General features: G+C 65.5%; 13 protein-coding genes. 7 read left to right on the forward strand and 6 right to left on the reverse strand.

Features of this window, described 5'->3' with window-relative positions; genetic code table 11:
• The first annotated feature begins 14 nt into the window (after positions 1–14).
• Genes glgC through glgX form a run of 3 tightly spaced genes read left to right on the forward strand, consistent with a single transcriptional unit; the run spans position 15 to position 6,765 of the window.
• The gene (glgC, locus tag K2U94_RS12025) at positions 15–1,268 is read left to right on the forward strand and encodes a glucose-1-phosphate adenylyltransferase (RefSeq protein ID WP_243068861.1); all 1,254 of its coding nucleotides are present in this window, start codon (positions 15–17) and stop codon (positions 1,266–1,268) included.
• Positions 1,265–2,713: a glycogen synthase GlgA gene (gene glgA / locus K2U94_RS12030; protein ID WP_243067439.1), complete on the forward strand. Its 1,449-nt coding sequence runs from the start codon at positions 1,265–1,267 to the stop codon at positions 2,711–2,713. Before glgC ends, glgA begins: the two co-directional genes overlap by 4 nt.
• Positions 2,710–6,765 (forward strand): glycogen debranching protein GlgX, encoded by a 4,056-nt coding sequence (gene glgX, locus K2U94_RS12035; RefSeq protein ID WP_243067440.1) that lies wholly within the window; start codon positions 2,710–2,712, stop codon positions 6,763–6,765. Before glgA ends, glgX begins: the two co-directional genes overlap by 4 nt.
• A 41-nt stretch (positions 6,766–6,806) precedes the next feature.
• Here the strand turns inward: glgX and K2U94_RS12040 are convergent, their stop codons facing one another.
• Genes K2U94_RS12040 through K2U94_RS12050 form a run of 3 tightly spaced genes read right to left on the reverse strand, consistent with a single transcriptional unit; the run spans position 6,807 to position 9,040 of the window.
• Complete coding sequence (locus K2U94_RS12040; protein ID WP_243067441.1) at positions 6,807–7,094, reverse strand: HNH endonuclease; 288 nt, start codon at positions 7,092–7,094, stop codon at positions 6,807–6,809.
• Between the two features lie 14 nt (positions 7,095–7,108).
• Positions 7,109–8,182 (reverse strand): DMT family transporter, encoded by a 1,074-nt coding sequence (locus K2U94_RS12045; RefSeq protein WP_243067442.1) that lies wholly within the window; start codon positions 8,180–8,182, stop codon positions 7,109–7,111.
• A 3-nt stretch (positions 8,183–8,185) separates the two neighbouring features.
• Positions 8,186–9,040 carry a universal stress protein gene (locus K2U94_RS12050; RefSeq protein WP_243067443.1) on the reverse strand — a complete coding sequence of 285 codons (855 nt, stop codon included), beginning with the start codon at positions 9,038–9,040 and terminating at the stop codon, positions 8,186–8,188.
• A gap of 218 nt (positions 9,041–9,258) precedes the next feature.
• On the opposite strand from K2U94_RS12050, the gene rpmG reads away from it, so the two are divergent.
• Together rpmG and K2U94_RS12060 are read left to right on the forward strand one after the other, a co-directional pair.
• On the forward strand, positions 9,259–9,426 hold the full coding sequence (gene rpmG, locus K2U94_RS12055; RefSeq protein WP_243067444.1) for a 50S ribosomal protein L33: 168 nt from the start codon (positions 9,259–9,261) through the stop codon (positions 9,424–9,426).
• A gap of 211 nt (positions 9,427–9,637) precedes the next feature.
• Positions 9,638–11,092, forward strand: coding sequence for an MFS transporter (locus K2U94_RS12060; RefSeq protein ID WP_243067445.1), 1,455 nt, complete (start codon positions 9,638–9,640; stop codon positions 11,090–11,092).
• A 948-nt stretch (positions 11,093–12,040) separates the two neighbouring features.
• Here K2U94_RS12060 and K2U94_RS12065 read toward each other — a convergent pair.
• A complete protein-coding gene (locus K2U94_RS12065; protein WP_243067446.1) occupies positions 12,041–15,109 on the reverse strand; it encodes an efflux RND transporter permease subunit in 3,069 nt (1,022 codons plus the stop codon).
• Positions 15,110–15,116: 7 nt separating this feature from the next.
• Positions 15,117–16,226, reverse strand: a complete 1,110-nt coding sequence (locus tag K2U94_RS12070; protein WP_243067447.1) for an efflux RND transporter periplasmic adaptor subunit — start codon at positions 16,224–16,226, stop codon at positions 15,117–15,119.
• Positions 16,227–16,426: 200 nt separating this feature from the next.
• Between K2U94_RS12070 and K2U94_RS12075 the strand changes: the two genes are divergently transcribed.
• A complete protein-coding gene (locus K2U94_RS12075) occupies positions 16,427–17,725 on the forward strand; it encodes a Glu/Leu/Phe/Val family dehydrogenase (RefSeq protein ID WP_243067448.1) in 1,299 nt (432 codons plus the stop codon).
• Between the two features lie 120 nt (positions 17,726–17,845).
• Complete coding sequence (locus K2U94_RS12080; protein WP_243067449.1) at positions 17,846–18,166, forward strand: hypothetical protein; 321 nt, start codon at positions 17,846–17,848, stop codon at positions 18,164–18,166.
• Between the two features lie 240 nt (positions 18,167–18,406).
• Here the strand turns inward: K2U94_RS12080 and K2U94_RS12085 are convergent, their stop codons facing one another.
• Positions 18,407–19,033, reverse strand: a complete 627-nt coding sequence (locus K2U94_RS12085) for a hypothetical protein (RefSeq protein WP_243067450.1) — start codon at positions 19,031–19,033, stop codon at positions 18,407–18,409.
• Between the last annotated feature and the right edge of the window lie 154 nt (positions 19,034–19,187).

Here is a 19,187-nt window from a genome sequence, read left to right on the forward strand (position 1 = left end):
TATCGAAGCCGCCAATGGCCAGCGCGCCGCTCGCCCGCCACGCCCTGGCCTATGTGCTCGCCGGAGGGCGCGGCTCGCGCCTGATGGAGCTGACCGACCGGCGCGCCAAGCCCGCCGTCTATTTCGGCGGCAAGGCGCGAATCATCGATTTCGCTTTGTCCAACGCGCTGAACTCGGGCATCCGCCGCATAGCGGTCGCCACCCAGTACAAGGCCCACAGCCTGATCCGGCATGTCCAGCGCGCCTGGACCTTCCTGCGCCCGGAGCGCAACGAAAGCTTCGACCTGCTTCCCGCCTCCCAGCGCATTTCGGAAAATATGTGGTATGTCGGCACCGCCGACGCCGTCTATCAGAACGCCGACATCATTCTCGACTACGATCCGAGATTTATCGTCGTCCTCGCTGGCGATCACATCTACAAGATGGATTACGAGCGGATGCTCCAGCAGCATGTGGACGCGGGGGCCGACGTGACCGTGGGCTGTCTTGAAGTCACGCCGGAAGAGGCGACCGCCTTCGGCGTGATGGGCGTGGACGTGAACAACCGCATCATCTCCTTTCTGGAAAAACCCAAAAATCCCCCGACCATTCCCGGCGCGCCCGACCGCTGCCTCGCCAGCATGGGCATTTATGTTTTCGAGACGAAGTTCCTGTTCGAGCTGTTGCGCGAGGACGCCGCCAATCCCAGATCCAGCCACGATTTCGGCAAGGACCTGATCCCCTATATCGTGAAGCACGGCAAGGCGGTCGCGCATCACTTCTCGTCGTCCTGCGTGCGCTCGACTCAGGAGGTCGCGCCCTATTGGCGCGACGTCGGCACGGTGGACGCCTATTGGGCGGCCAATATCGACCTCACCCATATCGAGCCCGAACTCGACCTTTTCGACACCAACTGGCCGATCTGGACCTATGCCGAACTGACGGCGCCGGCGAAATTCGTCCATGACGTGGATGGCCGGCGCGGCCAGGCCGTTTCCTCGCTGGTTTCGGGCGGCAGCATCGTTTCGGGCGGCGCCGTGCGCAATTCGCTGCTGTTCAACCGGGTGCGGGTCAATTCCTTCGCCCACGTCGAGGGCGCGGTGATCCTGCCCGACGTGGACGTCGGGCGTTCGGCGCGACTCAACAAAGTGGTCGTGGATCGCGGCGTGCGCATACCGGAGGGCCTTGTGATCGGCGAAGATCCCGAACTCGACGCCGCCCGCTTCCGCCGCACCGCCGAGGGAGTCTGCCTCGTGACCCAGCCAATGATCGACCGCATCTCCACATGAAATCCGTCACCGCTCTTTCAGTCGCCCCCGAAATCTATCCCTTGATCAAGACCGGCGGTCTCGCCGACGTCGCCGGCGCCCTGCCCGGCGCGCTGGCGGCGGAGCATGTCGCCCTGCGCACGCTCTGCCCCGGCTACCGCCCGGTGCTCGCCGCGCTGAAAAAAGCGGAAGCCGTGGCGCATTTCGACGACCTGTTCGGCGGGCCGGCGCGGCTGCTGGCGGCCAGGGCGGCGGGACTAGACCTGTTCGCGCTCGACGCGCCGCATCTCTATGACCGCGACGGCGGCCCCTATGGCGGTCATGACGGCCGCGATTTTCCCGACAACGCCCTCCGCTTCGCCGCGCTCGCCAAGGTCGGTGCCCTGCTCGGCCAGGGCCTGGTCGAAGGTTTCGCGCCGCAGGTGGTCCACGCCCACGACTGGCAGGCCGGGCTGACCGCCGCTTATCTCCATTACAGCGGCAAACCGCGCCCCGGCGCGGTGATGACGGCGCATAACCTCGCCTTCCAGGGACAATTCCCGGCCGAAATTTTTGGCGCGCTCGGCCTGCCGCCGCAGGCCTTCTCCATCGAGGGCGTCGAATATTACGGCGGCGTCGGTTTCCTCAAAGCGGGGCTGCAGCTTTCCGACCGCATCACCACCGTCTCGCCGACCTATGCGCAGGAAATCCAACAGGGCCATTCCGGCATGGGCCTCGACGGGCTTTTGCGCGCGCGTGCGGAGCAACTCGCCGGCGTCCTCAACGGCATCGACGTCGAAGTCTGGAACCCCGAAACCGATCCGATGATCGTCGCGCCGTTCACGCGCAAAAAAATTGCCGCGCGCGCGGAAAACAAAAAGGCGCTGCAGGCGCGCATGGGCCTCGCCCATGCGCCGGACCGGCTGCTCGTCGGCGTCGTCAGCCGCCTGTCATGGCAGAAGGGCCTCGATCTTCTGCTCGCCTGCCTGCCCTTTTTCGAGGAGCATAACGCCCAGCTCGTCCTGCTCGGCACGGGCGATCCGGCGCTCGAAGCGGCGTTTCAGGAGGCGGCCCAGCTGCATCCAGGCCGTATCGGCGTCCATTTCTCCTATGATGAGCGCCTCGCCCATCTGATCCAGGCCGGCGCCGACGCCATTCTGATTCCCTCGCGCTTCGAGCCCTGCGGCCTCACCCAGCTTTGCGCCATGCGCTATGGCGCCGTGCCGGTGGCTGCACGGGTCGGCGGCCTCGCCGACACGATCATCGACGCCAACGAAATGGCGCTGCAGGCGAAATGCGCCACCGGCCTGCAATTCGCGCCGGTGACAGCCGAAGCCCTGGCCGGGGCGCTGCGCCGCTGCGCCGCGCTCCACGCCCGCAAGACAGCGTGGAAAAACATCCAGTTCAACGGCTTGAAGACCGACGTGAGCTGGACGAACCCCGCCCGCCATTACGCTGAAATCTATCGCGAGGTCGCGCCGGCTTGATCCCGCACGCGCTCCTTCCCGGCTCACCGGAGCCGCTCGGCCTGTCGCTGGCCGGAGGCGGCGCCAATATCGCTGTTTTTTCCGAAACCGCGCATCAGATCGATCTCTGCCTCTTCGACGCGAGCGGCCGCTTTGAGCTCGCTCGCCTCGCCCTGCCGGGACGGACCGGCCCTATTTTCCACGGCTTCGTCCCCGGCATGAGCGCCGGCGCGCTCTATGGCCTGCGCGCCCACGGCCCATGGCGCCCGGAGGAGGGCCTGCGCTTCAACGCCAACAAACTCCTGCTCGATCCTTTCGCCCTGGCGATCGACCGGCCGGCCCGGCTGCACGATTCCCTGTTCGATTTCGACTCCGACAGCGGGCCTTTCGCGCCCAAGGCGATCGCCGCCGCGCCGCCCTTCGCGCGGCCGAACCGGCCAAAGATTCCGTGGTCCGAAACGATCATCTACGAATTGCATGCGCGCGGCTTCACCCGCGCGCTCGGCAGCCTGCCGGAAAAGGCGCGCGGAACATTCGCCGGCCTCGCCCATCCCGCCGCGATCGCCCATCTGAAGCTGCTCGGGGTCACGACGCTGGAGCTGATGCCCTGCGCGGCCTCGATCGACGAGCGCCATTTGCGCGACGCGGGCCTGACCAATTATTGGGGCTATAACCCGATCGCCTTCCGCGCGCCCGATCCGCGCCTTGCGCCGGGCGGCTGGCGAGAGGTGCGCGAGAGCGTCGCGACGCTGCAGGACGCCGGCTTCGAAGTGCTGATCGACGTCGTGCTCAACCACAGCGGCGAGAGCGACGCCGGCGGCCCGACGCTCTCCCTGCGTGGCCTCGACAACGCCGTCTATTACCGGCTCGATCCCGCCGACGCCGCACTTTATGTCAATGACGCCGGCTGCGGCAATATTCTGCGTTTCGACCATCCCGCGCCCCTGCGCCTCGCCATGGACGCCTTGCGCGCCTGGGCGCTCTATGGCGGCGTGGACGGCTTCCGCTTCGATCTCGCCACGACCCTCGCCCGCCGGCCGGAGGGTTTCGACCCGCACGCGCCGCTCCTCGCCGCAATCGCCCAGGACCCCGTATTGCGCGATCTCAAACTGATCGCCGAGCCCTGGGACATCGGGTCCGGCGGCTATCAGATCGGCCGTTTTCCTCCGCTTTGGGGCGAATGGAACGACGCCTTCCGCGACGCCGCCCGCAAATTCTGGCGCGGCGATTCCGGCATGATCGGAGAGATGGCCACCCGCATCGCCGGCTCGTCCGACCTGTTCGCCGGCCGCAAGCCGCCCACGCGCAGCGTGAATTTCGTCACCGCCCATGACGGCTTCACCCTCGCCGATCTCGTCGCTTTCGAGCGCAAGCACAACGAGGCAAATGGCGAGGATAATCGCGACGGAACCGACGCCAATCATTCCTGGAACAACGGCGCCGAGGGCGAGACGGCTGACGAACGGATTCTCGCGGCGCGGCGGCGCGACCAGCGCAATCTGCTCGCCGCCCTGCTGCTCTCGCGCGGCGCGCCGATGCTGTCGATGGGCGCGGAACTCGGCCAGAGCCAGCGGGGCAACAACAACGCTTATGCCCAGGACAACGAGACCGCCTGGCTCGACTGGAGCAGGGCCGACGGGCGCCTGATCGCCTTCGCCCGCGCCCTGATCGCCCTGCGCAAGACGACGCCGGCCCTCACACAGGATCGCTTTCTGACCGGCGCGGCGCCCGATGGCCACGAGCACGCGGATGTCGAATGGCGCGGCGACGACGGCGAAATCCTGACCCCCGCGCAATGGCGCGACGATGAGCGGCGCTTCCTCGGCGCCTTTTTCGCGGCGGACGGCTCGCGCGCCGGCGTCCTGTTCAACGCCGGGGGCCACGGCGCCCATTTCCGCCTGCCGCAGCCGCGCGAAAACCATTTCTGGCGCCGCGCGCTCGACACCCAGGCCGAGGACGGCGCGGGCGACGGCGCCTCGTTCGACTGCGGCGAAACGTTGATCGTCGCGCCGCGCTCGACGCTCGTTCTGATCGAGACGCCGGATGGCCCGGCGAACGATTTGGCGCCGTCGCCCGAAACGCTCGACGCCCTCGCCCGCGCCGCCGGAATCGCGCCGGACTGGCACGACATCAAGGGCGAGCGCCATATCGTCCCCGACGCGACCAAGGCCGCGCTGCTGAAAGCCATGGGCCTGCCCGCCGCGACCCAGGCCGAGTCGCGCGCCAGCCTCAAGCGCCTGGCCGACGAGCGCGACCGCCGCGCCCTGCCCTTCGCTTTGGTCGCGCGCGAGGGAGAGGCGATCGAAGCGCCGCTGGTCTTCGCCGGGCCGCGCGCGGAACTCGACATAGAGGACGAATCCGGCGCGCGCCGGCGCCTCGCGCTCGGCGCCGAATCCTTGCGCCGCGAGCAGCGCCGCGCCTGCGACGGCTTGGTTTTCGCCGTCCATGTCGCAACGTTGCCGCCGCTGCCGATCGGTCGCTACAAGCTCATGCTGGCTGATGAGCCCGGCTTATCCTGCGCGCTCACCGTTGCGCCGCCCGCCTGCTATTGGCCGCCGGGGCTCGACGCCCGCGTCTCGGGGCTCTCCACCCAGCTCTACAGCCTGCGCCGCGACGGCGATCAGGGAATCGGCGATTTCACCTCGCTTGCGGAATTGGCCGAGGCCGCGGGCCGGGCAGGCTATGCCGCGGTCGGGATCAACCCGCTCCACGCTTTGTTCGCGCGCGACCGCGACCGCGCCAGCCCCTATTATCCGAGCGACCGCAATTTTCTCGATTCCATCTACCTCGACCTTGAAACGCTCGGCGAAATCACCGGCCTGCCCTGCGCGCTCGAGCCCGACGAACGGGAGCGCGCCAAGGCCCTCGCCACCAAGAACGAAGTCGATTATCCGGCGGTCTGGGCGCTGAAGGCCGGGAAGATCACGAGCCTGTTCGCGGCTTTCGAAGAGGCCGCCAAGCGCGACCCCAGCTTGCCGGCGGCGCGCGATTTCGAGGCCTTCATCGCCGAAGGCGGCGAAAGGCTTTTTCTGTTCGCGGCGTTTGAAGCCGAGGCGCGGCAGGGAAAGGCGCCCGTGCGCGGCGAGGCCATTCGCGCGATCTGTTTCGAGCAATGGCTGTGCGACCGGCAGATTGCCCGGGCGGCGGCGCGGGCGAAAGCAGCCGGGCTGTCGCTCGGCTTCTATCGCGATCTCGCCGTCGGCGCGGCGCCCGACGGCGGCGAAGTCTGGGCCGAACGCGAACTGTTCCTGCACGGCGTCTCGGTGGGCGCCCCGCCCGATCCTTTCGCCGAGGGCGGCCAGAACTGGGGCCTTCCGCCGCCCGATTCCCTGAAAATGGCGCGCATGGGCTATGCGGCTTTCGCCCAATTGCTGCGCGCCAATATGCGTCACGCCGGCGCCTTGCGAATCGACCACGTCATGGCGCTGACACGGCTTTTCGTTGTGCCGGAAGGCGCGTCCGCGCTCGAAGGCGCCTATCTCGCCTTTCCGCTCGACGATCTGCTCGGACAATTGGCGCTGGAAAGCCATCGCGCGCAATGCCTGGTCGTCGGCGAGGACCTCGGCACCGTGCCCGCGGGCTTCCGCGACCGGATGGCGGCGGCCAATGTCTTGAGCTATCGCGTGCTGTGGTTCGAGCGGCACGGGGAGGATTTCGCGCCGCCCTCGGCCTATCCCCATGGCGCCGTGGCCTGCGCCTCGACCCACGACCTGCCGACGCTGGCGGGCTGGCGGCGCGGCGCCGACATCGAGGAAAAGGCCGCGCTGGGCCTCGTTTCGCCGGAAGAAGCCGCGCGCGAGCGCACGCGCCGCGATGACGACATCTCACGCCTGCTCAAGGCGCTCGCCGCGGAACATCTGGCGCCGGCAAACGCCGAATCCGACGCGGATTTCGCCGCGGCGATCCACGCCTTCGTCGCGAAAACCCCCTCGGTTCTGGCGATGATCCAGATCGACGATCTGCTCGGCGAAACGGTGGCCGTAAACCTGCCGGGCACCGACCGCGAGCGCCCCAACTGGCGGCGCAGGTTTTCGCGCGAGGTCGGCGCCCTCGCGCCCCTGCCGCGCAACTAATGCCGCGCGCTGATTCTTTGTGATCGGGGCGCTTGAGATTTTCACCGCTTGCGCTTGGCCTTGCGTGTCTTGCTGTCGAAGGTCGGGGCGTAAAAATCCGGGTCCTTTTTCGTCACCCAGGCGATGAAACGGGCGATCTCCACATGGCCCCGCAGGGCCTCGATCGTATGGAACGCGCGCATGAATTCGCGCTCCGACAAAGCCGTATGGATTTTGCGATGGCAGATCGGGTGGCGCGGGACCGTCTCACGCCCGCCGAAAGTCCTGGGCGTCAGATGATGCGCTTCGACCTTCACGCCGAGCGGCCGGCGGCACAGGCTGCAGATCATCTTCTTGACCGGTTTCAACCATGCGAATGGCGGTGGTGCGAATCCGGGTAATGGGGATGGGCGTGGACCATCGGCGAGTGCCGATGGGGGTGGGAATGCGGCTCGATCACCGGCCCGTCGTGGCTGTGCCGATGGTGCTCGTCGTGGACATGGACGTGCTCATGCTCCACCGCCTCGTGGGCGTGCTCGTGCTCGTGCCGCTCGGCGAGATGCGGCCACAGGCCGAGGCCCATCAGGGCGCCGGCGATGAGCAGGCTGGCGGTCGGCTGCTCGTGCAGCAGGACCAGGGCCACCAGCGCCCCGATGAAGGGTGCGAGCGCGAAATAGGCCCCGGTGCGGGCCGCGCCCAATCGCCGCAGCGCCAGAATGTAGAGGACGAGACTGACGCCGACGCCGAAAAAGCCGAGCAGGCCGGCTGCCCCCGCGAGCAAGGCGCCGGGCGCCTCGGCCCCGCGGGCGAGAGCGGCGGAAGCATTGACCGAACCCGCCGCCAACCCCTTGATCGCCGCGATCGAGACCGGATCGGCGGAGGACAATTTGCGGGTGAGATTATTGTCGATCCCCCAGGCGACACAGGCGCCGGCGACCAGCAGCGCGCCTTTGTCCAAAGCCAGACCGCTCCCCTGCCAGGACAGGACGGCGGCCCCGGCCAGAATGGCCATGGCCCCGCCGAACAGGCGCGCGTCCACATTTTCGCGAAAGACCAGCCACGCGATCGCCATGGTCGCCAGCCCTTCGAGATTGAGCAGCAGCGAGGCGTTGGCGGCGCTCGTCGCGCTCAGTCCCATCATCAGCAGCAAAGGCCCGAGCAGGCCCCCGAACAACACGACCGCCGCGAGCCACGGCAGATCGCTCCGCCGCAGCGGCGCCTCGGGCGCGGGAAGCCCGACCGCCCGCCGGCCAAAATGGAAGCCGGCAAGGCCAATCCCCGCGCCGAGATAAAGGAAGCCCGCAAGGAGCTGAGGATCGAAACGCTCCAGAAACAGTTTCGACAAGGGCGCGGTCAGGCCGAACAAAACCGCCGAGCCGAGCGCGAGCGGAACCCCCGGCCACAAATGGCCCAGACGATGGAGGACGGCCCCCGACAAGGCTCAACGCGCCCGCATCATGAAGACCGGGACGTTCGCTTCCGCGAGCACGTCGCGGGTGACGCCGCCGAACATGGTCTCCCACCAGGCGCCGTGGGTATAGGCGCCGATCAGCAGACAATCGGCGCCCCGGCGCGTCGACTCGCCAATCAGGTCGTGGCCGACGCTTCCCGCGCTCCTTGCGAGCTTGGCGATCTCGACCTCGACGCCCAGCCGTTCGAAAAAGGCCCGCGCGCTCGGCTCGTAAGGTCCGGAGCCCGGCCTCGCTGCCCACAGAACCGTGATCTTTTCGGCGCGTTTCAGCCAGGGCGACGCGGCCTGCGCCGTCTCCTCGACCGGCGCGCCGGGCTTCCAGCCGATCACGATATGGCGGCCGATGACGCGCCCTCCATCGGCGACATCGCGCGGAGCGACCAGCACCAGCCGGCGCCCCCCGAACAAGGCGGCATGGAAAGCGTCGGCGGCGTCGAGATGGACCGGGCGGCTGACGACGATCAGACCGGCGCCGCCGGTCTCCATCGCGACATTGGCCGCGACGTCGCCCGCGTCGTCATGCCAGCGGATCGGCGGCGCGCCGGACGCCGTGGCGCAGAAGCCGTCGACAACGGCCTTGACGCGGGCGGCGCGCACCTCGGGCGGACCCTCGTAAATCTCGCGCAATTGCTGGATTTCCGTTTCCTCGGCGTCCACCAGCGCGGCCCGGGCGTCGAATCCGACATGGGCGGCGCAAATCTCGGCCGCGAATCCCCTGGCCGCCGCAACGGCGCATTGCAGCGTCGAAAGCGCGGTCTCGACCTCTGGCAGCAGCGCGCATATATGGAGTGCGTCGCCCCCGGATGAAGCAGACTCGATCGTCACGGCGATTCCTCCCCCAATGCCTTTAATTTAGTGCTGCGACGGGCCGCCTGCCACGGTAAAATGCGCGCCGCGCCTTTCAAGCGCTGCTTGACAAACAAACGACAGCGCGTATGGTGCCCGCGAGTTTGGGCCGGAGCGATCCGGCCCCTTTTGTTCCCAAAGGCCCCGTCCGCTTTTTGAGGATGCGGCCTGCCCGATCCGCTTCAAGGTTATTCGCCATGGCCAAGGCCGCCACGATCAAGATCAAGCTGCTGTCCACCGCCGACACCGGCTATTTCTACGTCACCAAGAAGAACGCCCGCACCAAGACGGACAAGCTGGCCTTCAAGAAATACGACCCCGTCGCGCGCAAGCATGTCGAGTTCAAGGAAACCAAGATCAAGTAATCCTTGAAAAACCACGCCTAAAGCCGCCTCTGGGCGGCTTTTTTTGTTTTGGTGCAGAGTTTGATGGCGACGTTGGCCGCGTCAGCGGCCTGCCCGGCATCGACCAACCTCCGCGCTTCCGCGAACGGCGCATCCGCGGCTGGCAGAGGCGCGCCGCCCCTTTTCAGCCCTCTCGGCTTCGCTATGCTGCGACGCTCAAGGGGGAACCGCAGTGGAAACGGCGTCCGGCCCGCCAACCGAGGTTCACATCGTCGAAACCGACATACCGGCGAGGCTGGAGCGCCTGCCGTGGGGCGGATTTCACCGTCTGGTCGTGGCGGCCCTCGGCGTCACCTGGATTCTCGACGGTCTCGAAGTCACGCTCGCCGGATCGGTCGCCGCCGCGCTGAAAACCAGTCCGGCGCTCGTCTTTTCCGACGCCGACGTCGGTCTCGCGGGAAGCGCCTATCTGGTCGGCGCCGTCGCCGGCGCGATTCTCTTCGGCTGGCTGACCGACCGGCACGGCCGGAAAAGGCTCTTCTTCACCACCATCGCGCTTTACCTCACCGCGACGGCCCTGACCGGACTCGCCTGGGACCGGACGAGTTTTTTCGCCTTCCGCCTGCTGACCGGCGCGGGCATAGGCGGCGAATATTCGGCCATCAATTCGACCATTCAGGAACTCGTGCCGGCGCGCTATCGCGGCTTCACCGACCTCGTCATCAACGGCAGTTTCTGGCTCGGCGCCGCCCTTGGCGCGGTCGTCGCGGTCGTGCTGCTCAATCCCGCGCTGTTCTCGCCAGACCTTGGCTGGCGGATCGCCTTCCTGACCGGCGCGGCCCTCGGCGTCGGCGTCTTTTTTATGCGGATGTGGATACCGGAAAGTCCCCGCTGGCTTGTCCTGCACGGACGCGAGGCCGAGGCGCAAAACGTCGTGGCGCAGATCGAACAGCGTTTAAGGGACGAAGGATACGCGCTCGCGCCCACGGATGGCTCGCGCATCCGCTTGTGGGCGCGCGAGCACACGCCCTGGCTCGAAGTGCTTGACGTCCTCTTCCGCCGCTACCGCCGGCGCACCGTGGTCGGCCTGACGCTGATGGCGGCGCAGGCCTACTTCTTCAACGCCATCTTCTTCACTTATGCGCTGGTGCTGACCAAATTCTACCAGGTCCGGCCCGACCATGTCGGCTGGCATGTCCTGACCTTCGCGATCAGCAATTTCCTCGGCCCCCTCCTCCTCGGCCGGCTGTTCGACGTCTGGGGCCGCAGGCTGATGCTGACCTTGACCTATGGTCTGTCCGGCGCGCTTCTGGTCGCCTGCGCTTTGCTGTTCCAGAACGATCTCTTGAGCGCGGTCACGCAAACCCTTGGCTGGATGGCGGTTTTTTTCTTCGGCTCGACGGCGGCGAGCGCGGCCTATCTGACGGTCGCCGAAACTTTCCCGATCGAAATCCGCGCCCTCGCCATCGGCCTGTTCTACGCGTTTTCCACCGCGATCGGCGGCGTCGCCGCGCCCTTCGTCTTCGGCAGCCTGATCGCCAGCGGCGCCAGGGAGGATTTGTTCGCGGGCTATATCTTCGCCGCGATCCTGATGCTCACGGCGGCGACCGTCGCCGCCCTCTTCGCCGTCCGGGCTGAGCGCAAGCCGCTGGAACAGGTGGCGGCGCCTTTGTCCACGGAAAACTGAACGCGCGCGCAAGGCGGGGACAACCAGAGCTTTGCCCGACGAAAACCTCGTCCGCGCGAACTTCACGCCAGCGCAGGAGACGGAAGCCATCGCAGGGATGAAGGGGGCCTTACCTTGGCATCAACGGCCAACTGTCAACAAAAAACGTGCATTTGCAGAACGACGCCGTCTACTCGTTTTACGTAAGTTGTTGCTTTGAAATGACCTCACTTTTTTGTGATGTATGACGCAAATCCCGACAAATTATTGTCACCATATAACGCCACTTTCGCAATCGACTTCCCTGCGTTGTCTGACGTGGTTCGCCGGTGAAGAGCCAGCCCAGTCTAAATGTGCGTCGATCAAAGAGGTAATGGCTATGCGGGCGACTGATTTGTTTGACCAAGCTCGATGCAATTCGATTGATCGTTCGTTAAGAACAATCAAGAATGCACATAGTCAATTATATGATTTCGACGATGCAGTGACCGCTCCAGCGGAGCTTGAGTCGCGGATTCGACTTTGCAATGTGCTGATTGACGAGATTTCGGGAATTCACCGGCGGCTTGCGCAGGGTCTGCCGAATGGACATGCGACGCCATCCACCGCCCGGCCGCAAGTTGCGCAGCGCCGCTGACACGGTTGGCGCGGCTCCAGAACGCGGACTGCAACTGCGCCAGCCGGCGTCAGCCGTCCGGGCGGAGCGCAAGCCGCTGGAACAAGTCGCGGCGCCTTTGTCCACGGAAGTTTGAGCCAGTAGCCGAAATCTGACGAATGGCTCCCGTATTGCAATTGGCTCAAAGTGTGAAGGGTTTCGGTCGCCGGCCCTGACAACGCGCGATCGGGTCGCCGCGGGGCCGGCGCCCGAAACCCTTCACATGACGGGCCGGTTGCCGGCCCGATCAGGAAGGTCAGCGTTGAGCCGAATTTTGTCATGGGAATAGGGCGCCAAGCGGGGGATTTTCGCCGCTAGGCTGGCGCGCCCTCCCCTTCGGCGAGAGGCTCTTGCATCTTTTCCGGCGCAAGCGCCATGAACGCCGCCGGAACCACGAACAAAGTGAAGAAGGTCCCGATCAGCAGGCCGCTGCCGATCACGAGGCCGATGTTGAAGCGGGAGACGGCGCCGGCGCCGGTCGCGATGATCAGCGGGACGACGCCGAGCACCATGGCCGCGGTCGTCATCAGGATCGGGCGCAGGCGGACGGAAGCCGCATCCTCGATGGCCTCGCGTTTCGAGCGGCCCTCCTCCTGCAGGTCGTTAGCGAATTTCACGATCAGGATGGCGTGTTTGCTGACGAGCCCCATCAGGGTGACGAGACCGACCTCGGTATAGATGTTGAGCGAGGCGCCGCCGACGCCGATGGCGATGAAGACCAGCGCGCCGGCCAGCGACATCGGCACCGAGACCAGAATGATGAAGGGATCGCGGAAACTTTCGAACAGGGCCGCGAGCGACAGGAAAATGATCAGCAAAGCGAAGGAGAAGGTGAGCAGGAACCCGCCGGATTCCTGGACGAATTGCCGCGACATGCCGGCATAATCGACGGAATAGCCCTGGGGCAGGGTCCGCGCGGCGAGATCGTCCAGAAATTTCAGCGCGTCGCCCTGGGTGACGCCGGGCGCCGCGACGCCTTGGATCGTCGCGCTGTTGAGCTCCTGAAAATGGTCCAGGGATTCGGGAACGGTCCTGGTGACGATATGGGCTATGGCCGACAGAGGAACGGGAACGCCTTTGATGTTGGCGATATAATAGTTGAGCAATTGATCGACGTTCTGGCGGAAGCGCTGCTGAACCTGCGGGATCACCTCATAGGAGCGCCGGTCGAGGGAAAAATAATTGACATAGCCGCCGCCGAGCAACGCGGCCAGGCTGTTGCCGATATCGCTCATTTTCAGGCCCAGCTCCGCGGCCTTGTCGCGGTTGATCTCGATCACGGCCTGCGGGTTGTCGATCCTGAGCGTGGAATCGAGAAAGATGAAATTGCCGCTGTTCAGCGCGCGATGCAGGAATTTTTCCGCCACCTCATTCAGGTGGTCGAACGATTGCGTCGAGGTGAGGACGAACTGCACCGGCAAGCCCTGGCTGCCGGGCAGCGACGGAAGCTGGAAGGCGGCGATGCGCGCGCCGGCGACGCCGTCGAGCTTCTTCTGCAGGATGGGCTGCAACTGGTTGCTGGTGCGGCTGCGCTGGTCCCAGGGCTTCAGCACCATGCCGGAAATGGACTGGCCCGGCGCGTCGATCTGGAAGACATGGGCGGTCTCGGGAAAGCCCTTCATCATGTGAAAGACCTGACGCGAATAGAGCAGCCTCTGATCCAGGGTGGCGTCGGGCGCGAGCGTCGATGAGGCGAGGACCACGCCCTGGTCCTCCTGCGGGGCCAGTTCGCTCTTGGAGCTGTTATAGAGAAAATAGATGCCGCCAAGGACCAGCGCCGCAAAGACGAGCGTTACCGGCAAAGTGTTCAGGCTGCCGTGGAGCGCGCCCCGGTAGCGCCGGCGCACGGCGTCGAAGGCGCGGTCTACCAGCTCGGTGAAACGGCGCCCGCGCGCTCCGGCCTCGTCATGCGGCCGCAGCAGGCGCGAACACAGCATCGGCGACAGGGTCAGGGCGACGATCGCCGAAATCGTCACCGCGCCGGCGAGGGTGAAGGCGAATTCCGTGAACAAGGCGCCGGTCAGGCCGCCCTGGAAGGCGATCGGCACATAGACCGAGATGAGCACGGCCGTCATGGCGATGATGGGCGCGCCCAGCTCGCGTCCGGCCAGGATCGCGGCCTGGAGCGGGCGCTGACCTTCTTCGAGATGGCGATTGACGTTCTCGACCACGATGATCGCGTCATCGACCACCAGGCCGATCGCCAGAACCAGCGCGAGCAGAGTCAGCAGGTTGATGGAAAATCCCAGCGCCAGCATCATGGCGAAGGCGCCGATCAGGGACAGCGGTATCGCGATGCTGGCGATGAACATCGGCCGCAAGGCTCCCAGAAACAGGAGCACGACCAGATTCACGATGACGAGCGCCTCAACCAGTGTGCGGATGACGTCATAGATCGCGCTGTGCACGAATTCGGAGGAATCATAGACGATAGCGCCATGCAATCCGCGCGGAAATTGCGCGACGAGCGCGGGAAAGACCTTGTGCACGCTCGCGAGCACGTCCAGCAGATTGGCGTTCGGCGCCAGCTGGATGCCGATATAGACCGCCCGCTTGCCGTCGAACGCCACCTGCGCATCGTAACTGTCGGCGCCGAGAACGACATGGGCGACGTCCTTCAGGCGAACGATGGCGCCGCCGGCCTGTTTGATTATGAGATTGGCGAATTCCTTCCGCGTATGCAGGCCGGTGGAAGCGGAAAGGCTGACCTGAACCATCTGCCCCTTGGTCGTGCCGACGCCGGAAATATAATCGTTCTCGGCCAAGGCGGCGCTGACGTCGGCGGCGGTGAGATCATAGGCGGCGAGCTTGGCGGGATCGAGCCAGGCGCGCAGCGCGAATTGCTGGCCGCCCAGGATTTCCGCCGTCTGCACCCCCTTCACCGCCTGGAGTCTCGGCTGGACCACGCGGGCCAGATAATCGGTGATCTGGTTGCGCGCCAGAACGTCGCTGTTGAAGCCGAGATACATGGCGTCGATCGTCTGGCCGATCTTCACCGTCAGCACCGGCCGCTGCGACTGAGCCGGCAATTGATTGAGGACCGAACTGACCTTGGTGTTGATCTCGGTGAGCGCCTTGTCGGGATCGTAGTTGAGGCGCAGATAGACGGTGATGACGCTGAGCCCGACCGTGCTGCTCGAACTCATGTAATCGATGCCATTGGCCTGGGCGATCGCATTTTCGAGCGGAGTCGTGATGAAGCCGGCGACGACGTCCGGATCGGCGCCGTAATAGGTCGTCGTGACGGTGACCACGGCGTTTTCCGTGCGCGGATATTGCAGAACCGGCAGCAAACCCACCGAGCGCAGCCCGAGCGCGAGAATCATCAGATTGATGACGATCGCGAGGACGGGCTTGCGGATGAAGAGGTCGGTAAAGTTCATGTCCGGCCTAATCCTCGGACAATTTGGGATGGGCGTCGCTGGGCGGCTGAATCTGATTGTCGATCTTCACCTTCGACCCGTTGCGGAGCTTGAACTGCCCCGCCGTCACCACGACGTCGCCCGGCTTGACGCCCTGGATCACGGCGACCTGATCGCCCCGGGTAGGGCCGGTCTTGACGAAGGTCTGATGGGCGATGAGCTCGTCGCCCCGCCGCTCCACGAGATAGACGATGTCGCCGTATGAATTATAGGCGATCGCCGTTTCCGGCAGCGTGACGTAACGCTTCGGCGACCCGACCACGATCTCCACATTGACGAACATGCCTGAGCGCAGCTTCTCGTCGGCATTGGCCAGCACGGCGCGCGTCTCGACGGTGCGGGTGGCCTTTTCGATCCGCGAACTGATGGAGGAAATCCTGCCGGCGAAATTTTCGCCGGGGAAGGCGTCCACCGTCACATTCACCTCCTGGCCGACGGCAATGCTCGCGAGCGCCTGCTGGGGCACATGGAAATCGACATAGATCGGCTTGATCTGCTGCAGCGTCACGATCGGCGCGCCCGCGGCGATATATTGGCCGAGATCGACCTGACGTATGCCGAGCCGCCCGGAGAACGGCGCGCGGACCTTTTTGTATTCGATCTGGGCCTGCTGCTCCGCGACCTGAGCCTGATCGCTCTGAAGCGTCGCCAGATCCGTATCGACTGCTTGCCGGCTGACCGCCATGGAGTTCAGCTTGCTGTCGCGGTCATAATTGAGCTGGGCCAGGTGGGCCGCCGCCTTCAAGGCGTCGAGATGGGCGAAGTCCGCCGTGGAGACGAGCTCCAGGAGGAGATCGCCCGCCTTGACGTCCGTTCCCGACTTGAAATGGATCGCGGACACGATGCCGGCGACCTGCGCGCTCACATCCGCACCATTGACTGCCCGCGCGCTGCCGACCGCGCGCAGCCGGGTCTGCCAGTCCTCGGCTTGAGCCGTCGTCGTGGATACGGTTTGCGCCGGATTTTTCATCGCCGCGATCGCCCCGGCGATCATGCGACGCTTGAACGAAAGAAAGCCGAAAATCAATCCGAACACGACCGCGACGGCCGCAAGCATAATAACCATGCGTTTGATCATGCGCCCGCCATGATTGTCGTCAGCCGCCTCCGGCCGGAGCATCCCGGCGCCGCGCCGGCACCGGAACCGAATCGTTCCGTCAAAGGTCTAAGCGTCGTCGCGGAAAAATGTTCCTTCACATCTCGGCGTCGCGCGCCGGAAAGCCTATGTTCGGCACGTCGCCGCTTGAGGGCGCAAGGCGCAACGGGAAGGAAACGAACGTGACCGACGATCGCGCATCGGCTTTTCGCAGCGGCATATCCTACGTCCATCCCGAACCTGCCGGCCCCTGGGGAACCTTCCTCGAACAGATCGAACGCGTGACCCCTCATCTGGGGGCGCTTGCGAAAATGGCGGAAACCCTGCGCCGCCCGAAACGAACGCTGATCGTCGATGTTCCCATTGAAATGGACGACGGCTCGATCGGCCATTTCGAAGGCTTCCGCATCCAGCACAATCTGGCGCGAGGCCCGGGAAAGGGCGGCGTGCGCTTTCATCCGGGCGTCACGCTCGAAGAAGTCATGGCGCTCGCGGGCTGGATGACGATCAAGAACGCCGCGGTCAATCTGCCTTTCGGCGGCGCCAAGGGCGGCGTCCGGCTCGACCCCAAAAAGCTGTCGCGGAAGGAAATCGAGCACGTCACGCGGCGCTATACCAGCGAAATCGGCGGGATCATCGGGCCGCAGCAGGATATTCCGGCGCCGGACGTCAATACCGACGCCCAGATCATGGCGTGGATGATGGACACCTACGCCATGAACACCGGGCTGGCGAGCACGGGCGTCGTCACCGGAAAGCCGATCAATCTCGGCGGCTCCCTCGGCCGGGCCCCGGCGACCGGACGCGGCGTGTTCGTGATCGGTCGCGACGCCATAAGACGCCTGAACATGGCGATGGAAGGCGCGCGCATCGCCATCCAGGGTTTCGGCAATGTCGGCGCGACCACCGCCGAGCTTTTCGCCGAGGCCCGAGCGAAGATCGTCGCGGTTCAGGATTCGCGCGGCGCCGTCGCCAATCCGTCCGGCCTGCCCGTAGCCGAGCTTGTCGCGCACGCCCGGAAAAACAGCGGAGTGGCGCATTTCCCCCATGGCGAAACCATCGACCGCGAGGCGTTCTGGGACATACCCTGCGACGTCCTCATTCCGGCGGCGCTGGAGGGCCAGCTGACCGCTGCGCGCGCCAACCGGATCAAGGCCCGGCTCGTGCTCGAAGGCGCCAACGGCCCGACCGTGCCCGAGGCGGACGACATTCTGGCCTCGCGCGGCGTCACCGTGGTGCCCGACGTCATCTGCAACGCCGGCGGCGTAACCGTCAGCTATTTCGAATGGGTTCAGGATTTCGCCAGCTATTTCTGGACGGAAGATGAAATCAACGACCGGCTCGCCAAAATCCTGCGCGGCGCGCTGCGCCATATCTGGGAGACCGCTGAGCGGCGGGGTGTCTCCCTGCGCACGGCGGCTTTCATCGTCGCTTGCGAACGCGTGCTGACCGCCCATATGGAGCGAGGCCTTTATCCCTGAGGCCCTGCAAGGACACGACCTCTGCCGCCATGCGGCAGCGCAGCATCGATCCTGTTGCGGCGCTAGATGACACCTGATCACGGCATGGCTAGTGTCAGCCGCCCTTAACATGAGGCCGCCATGACGCTGTTCTCGTTCGAGGTCGTTCGCGCCGGAAGGCCGCCGTTGCTTGTCCGGACGAGGGATCTTGACGATCTCGCCGCCGCCTGGCGAGAGGTCGAAATAGTCGCCCTGATGATGAGAAATTATCCGGGCGCATCGATTCGGGTCAAGAACGCAGAGGGCGGCATCGTCATTCTCGCCGGCCTGGCCACGGCGCTCGCGACAGCTGAGAGATGCCGCTTTCCGGCCGGCGGCCCGCAGCAGAACAGGCGCGCCATGACGATGAGCGCCTGGCGGCGGCCGGCTCTCGGCGAGAGGGCGCCGCAGCGCGAGAACTGACGAAAAGCGCCGTTGATAAAAAGCGTCGCCGCCATTCCAGCTGTGGTTTTCATTGTTATTTTCGCCGCGGGACTGACGCTGGCGTCCTTTGCCGCGTCATCCGGGCCGTGACTTAATGGCCGCGCGCCCGCGCGACGAAGGCGCGGCGCGGGAGGGATCGCCGGGACCTTCGTCGCGCGGGCGCGCAATCAAAGCATCATCTTTTCCGTAAGGCGGCTTCGGATTTTCGGGCTGACGCCCTTAGCGCGTCGGCTGATAATTCACGTTCAGCAGTTCCGGACCGGCGCGATGGCCGCCCTGCCAGGGTTGCCCGTCGATCCTCGGCGCGCTGTTCCGCGGCTGGACGAAAGCCGGGCCGTTGAAACGCACGCCCACGCCGCGGCAATCGCCCGACATATGGGTCACGACATGAGGCCGGGCGCCGGGGGCGTCCTGCACCATCTCCATGGAGCGCATGCAATAGCCGCCATTATCGCCCATGGTCGAGACATAGGAATATTGCATCGCGCCCGGCGGCAGATTGTCCAGGCCAACATTGATCATCCGGTCAGGAGCGACGATGGGCGCAGGCATGGCCATGTCGCTCATCAGCGCGTCCAGGCGGAGGATCATGTCGCGGTCCATCTGCGCGGAAATCCGGTCGAACGCCGCGAAGGCCGCGTCCGGCGGGGCATATCCGAACGCTACGGGTTCGGGCGCGAAGGCCACGCGCGGCGGGATATTGCCGGAATATTCGATCCGCGCGAGACCGCCGTCGGGCAGCGGAACCGTCATCACATGCATGGATTGCGCGAGCGCGAGCCCGGCGCCGCCGGCCAAAGCCAGCGCGACCGCGCCGGCGAGAACGAAATTTCTGGAAGTTCGCATGAAGGTCTCCCTGAAGGGCGAAGACGCGGACAAGGCTGAACCCGAAATTTGGCCGGATCGGGACCGCAAACTAAATTCTTCGTAAGGAAACAGGGTTTTGAGCCCAAGGCCGCCGACGCCGGCAAAAAAGCGGCGGCGCCCGTGTGGCCCCGCG

The organism is Candidatus Rhodoblastus alkanivorans (assembly GCF_022760755.1).
Lineage (GTDB): Bacteria > Pseudomonadota > Alphaproteobacteria > Rhizobiales > Beijerinckiaceae > Rhodoblastus > Rhodoblastus alkanivorans.

What these genes read in the sequence shown, in the direction of transcription:
- glgC (WP_243068861.1), top strand. Translation starts at nt 15, where the DNA reads ATGGCCAGCGCGCCGCTCGCCCGCCACGCCCTGGCCTATGTGCTCGCC.
- glgA (WP_243067439.1), top strand. Translation starts at nt 1,265, where the DNA reads ATGAAATCCGTCACCGCTCTTTCAGTCGCCCCCGAAATCTATCCCTTG.
- K2U94_RS12040 (WP_243067441.1), bottom strand. Translation starts at nt 7,094, where the DNA reads ATGATCTGCAGCCTGTGCCGCCGGCCGCTCGGCGTGAAGGTCGAAGCG.
- rpmG (WP_243067444.1), top strand. Translation starts at nt 9,259, where the DNA reads ATGGCCAAGGCCGCCACGATCAAGATCAAGCTGCTGTCCACCGCCGAC.
- K2U94_RS12065 (WP_243067446.1), bottom strand. Translation starts at nt 15,109, where the DNA reads ATGAACTTTACCGACCTCTTCATCCGCAAGCCCGTCCTCGCGATCGTC.
- K2U94_RS12070 (WP_243067447.1), bottom strand. Translation starts at nt 16,226, where the DNA reads ATGATCAAACGCATGGTTATTATGCTTGCGGCCGTCGCGGTCGTGTTC.
- K2U94_RS12080 (WP_243067449.1), top strand. Translation starts at nt 17,846, where the DNA reads ATGACGCTGTTCTCGTTCGAGGTCGTTCGCGCCGGAAGGCCGCCGTTG.
- K2U94_RS12085 (WP_243067450.1), bottom strand. Translation starts at nt 19,033, where the DNA reads ATGCGAACTTCCAGAAATTTCGTTCTCGCCGGCGCGGTCGCGCTGGCT.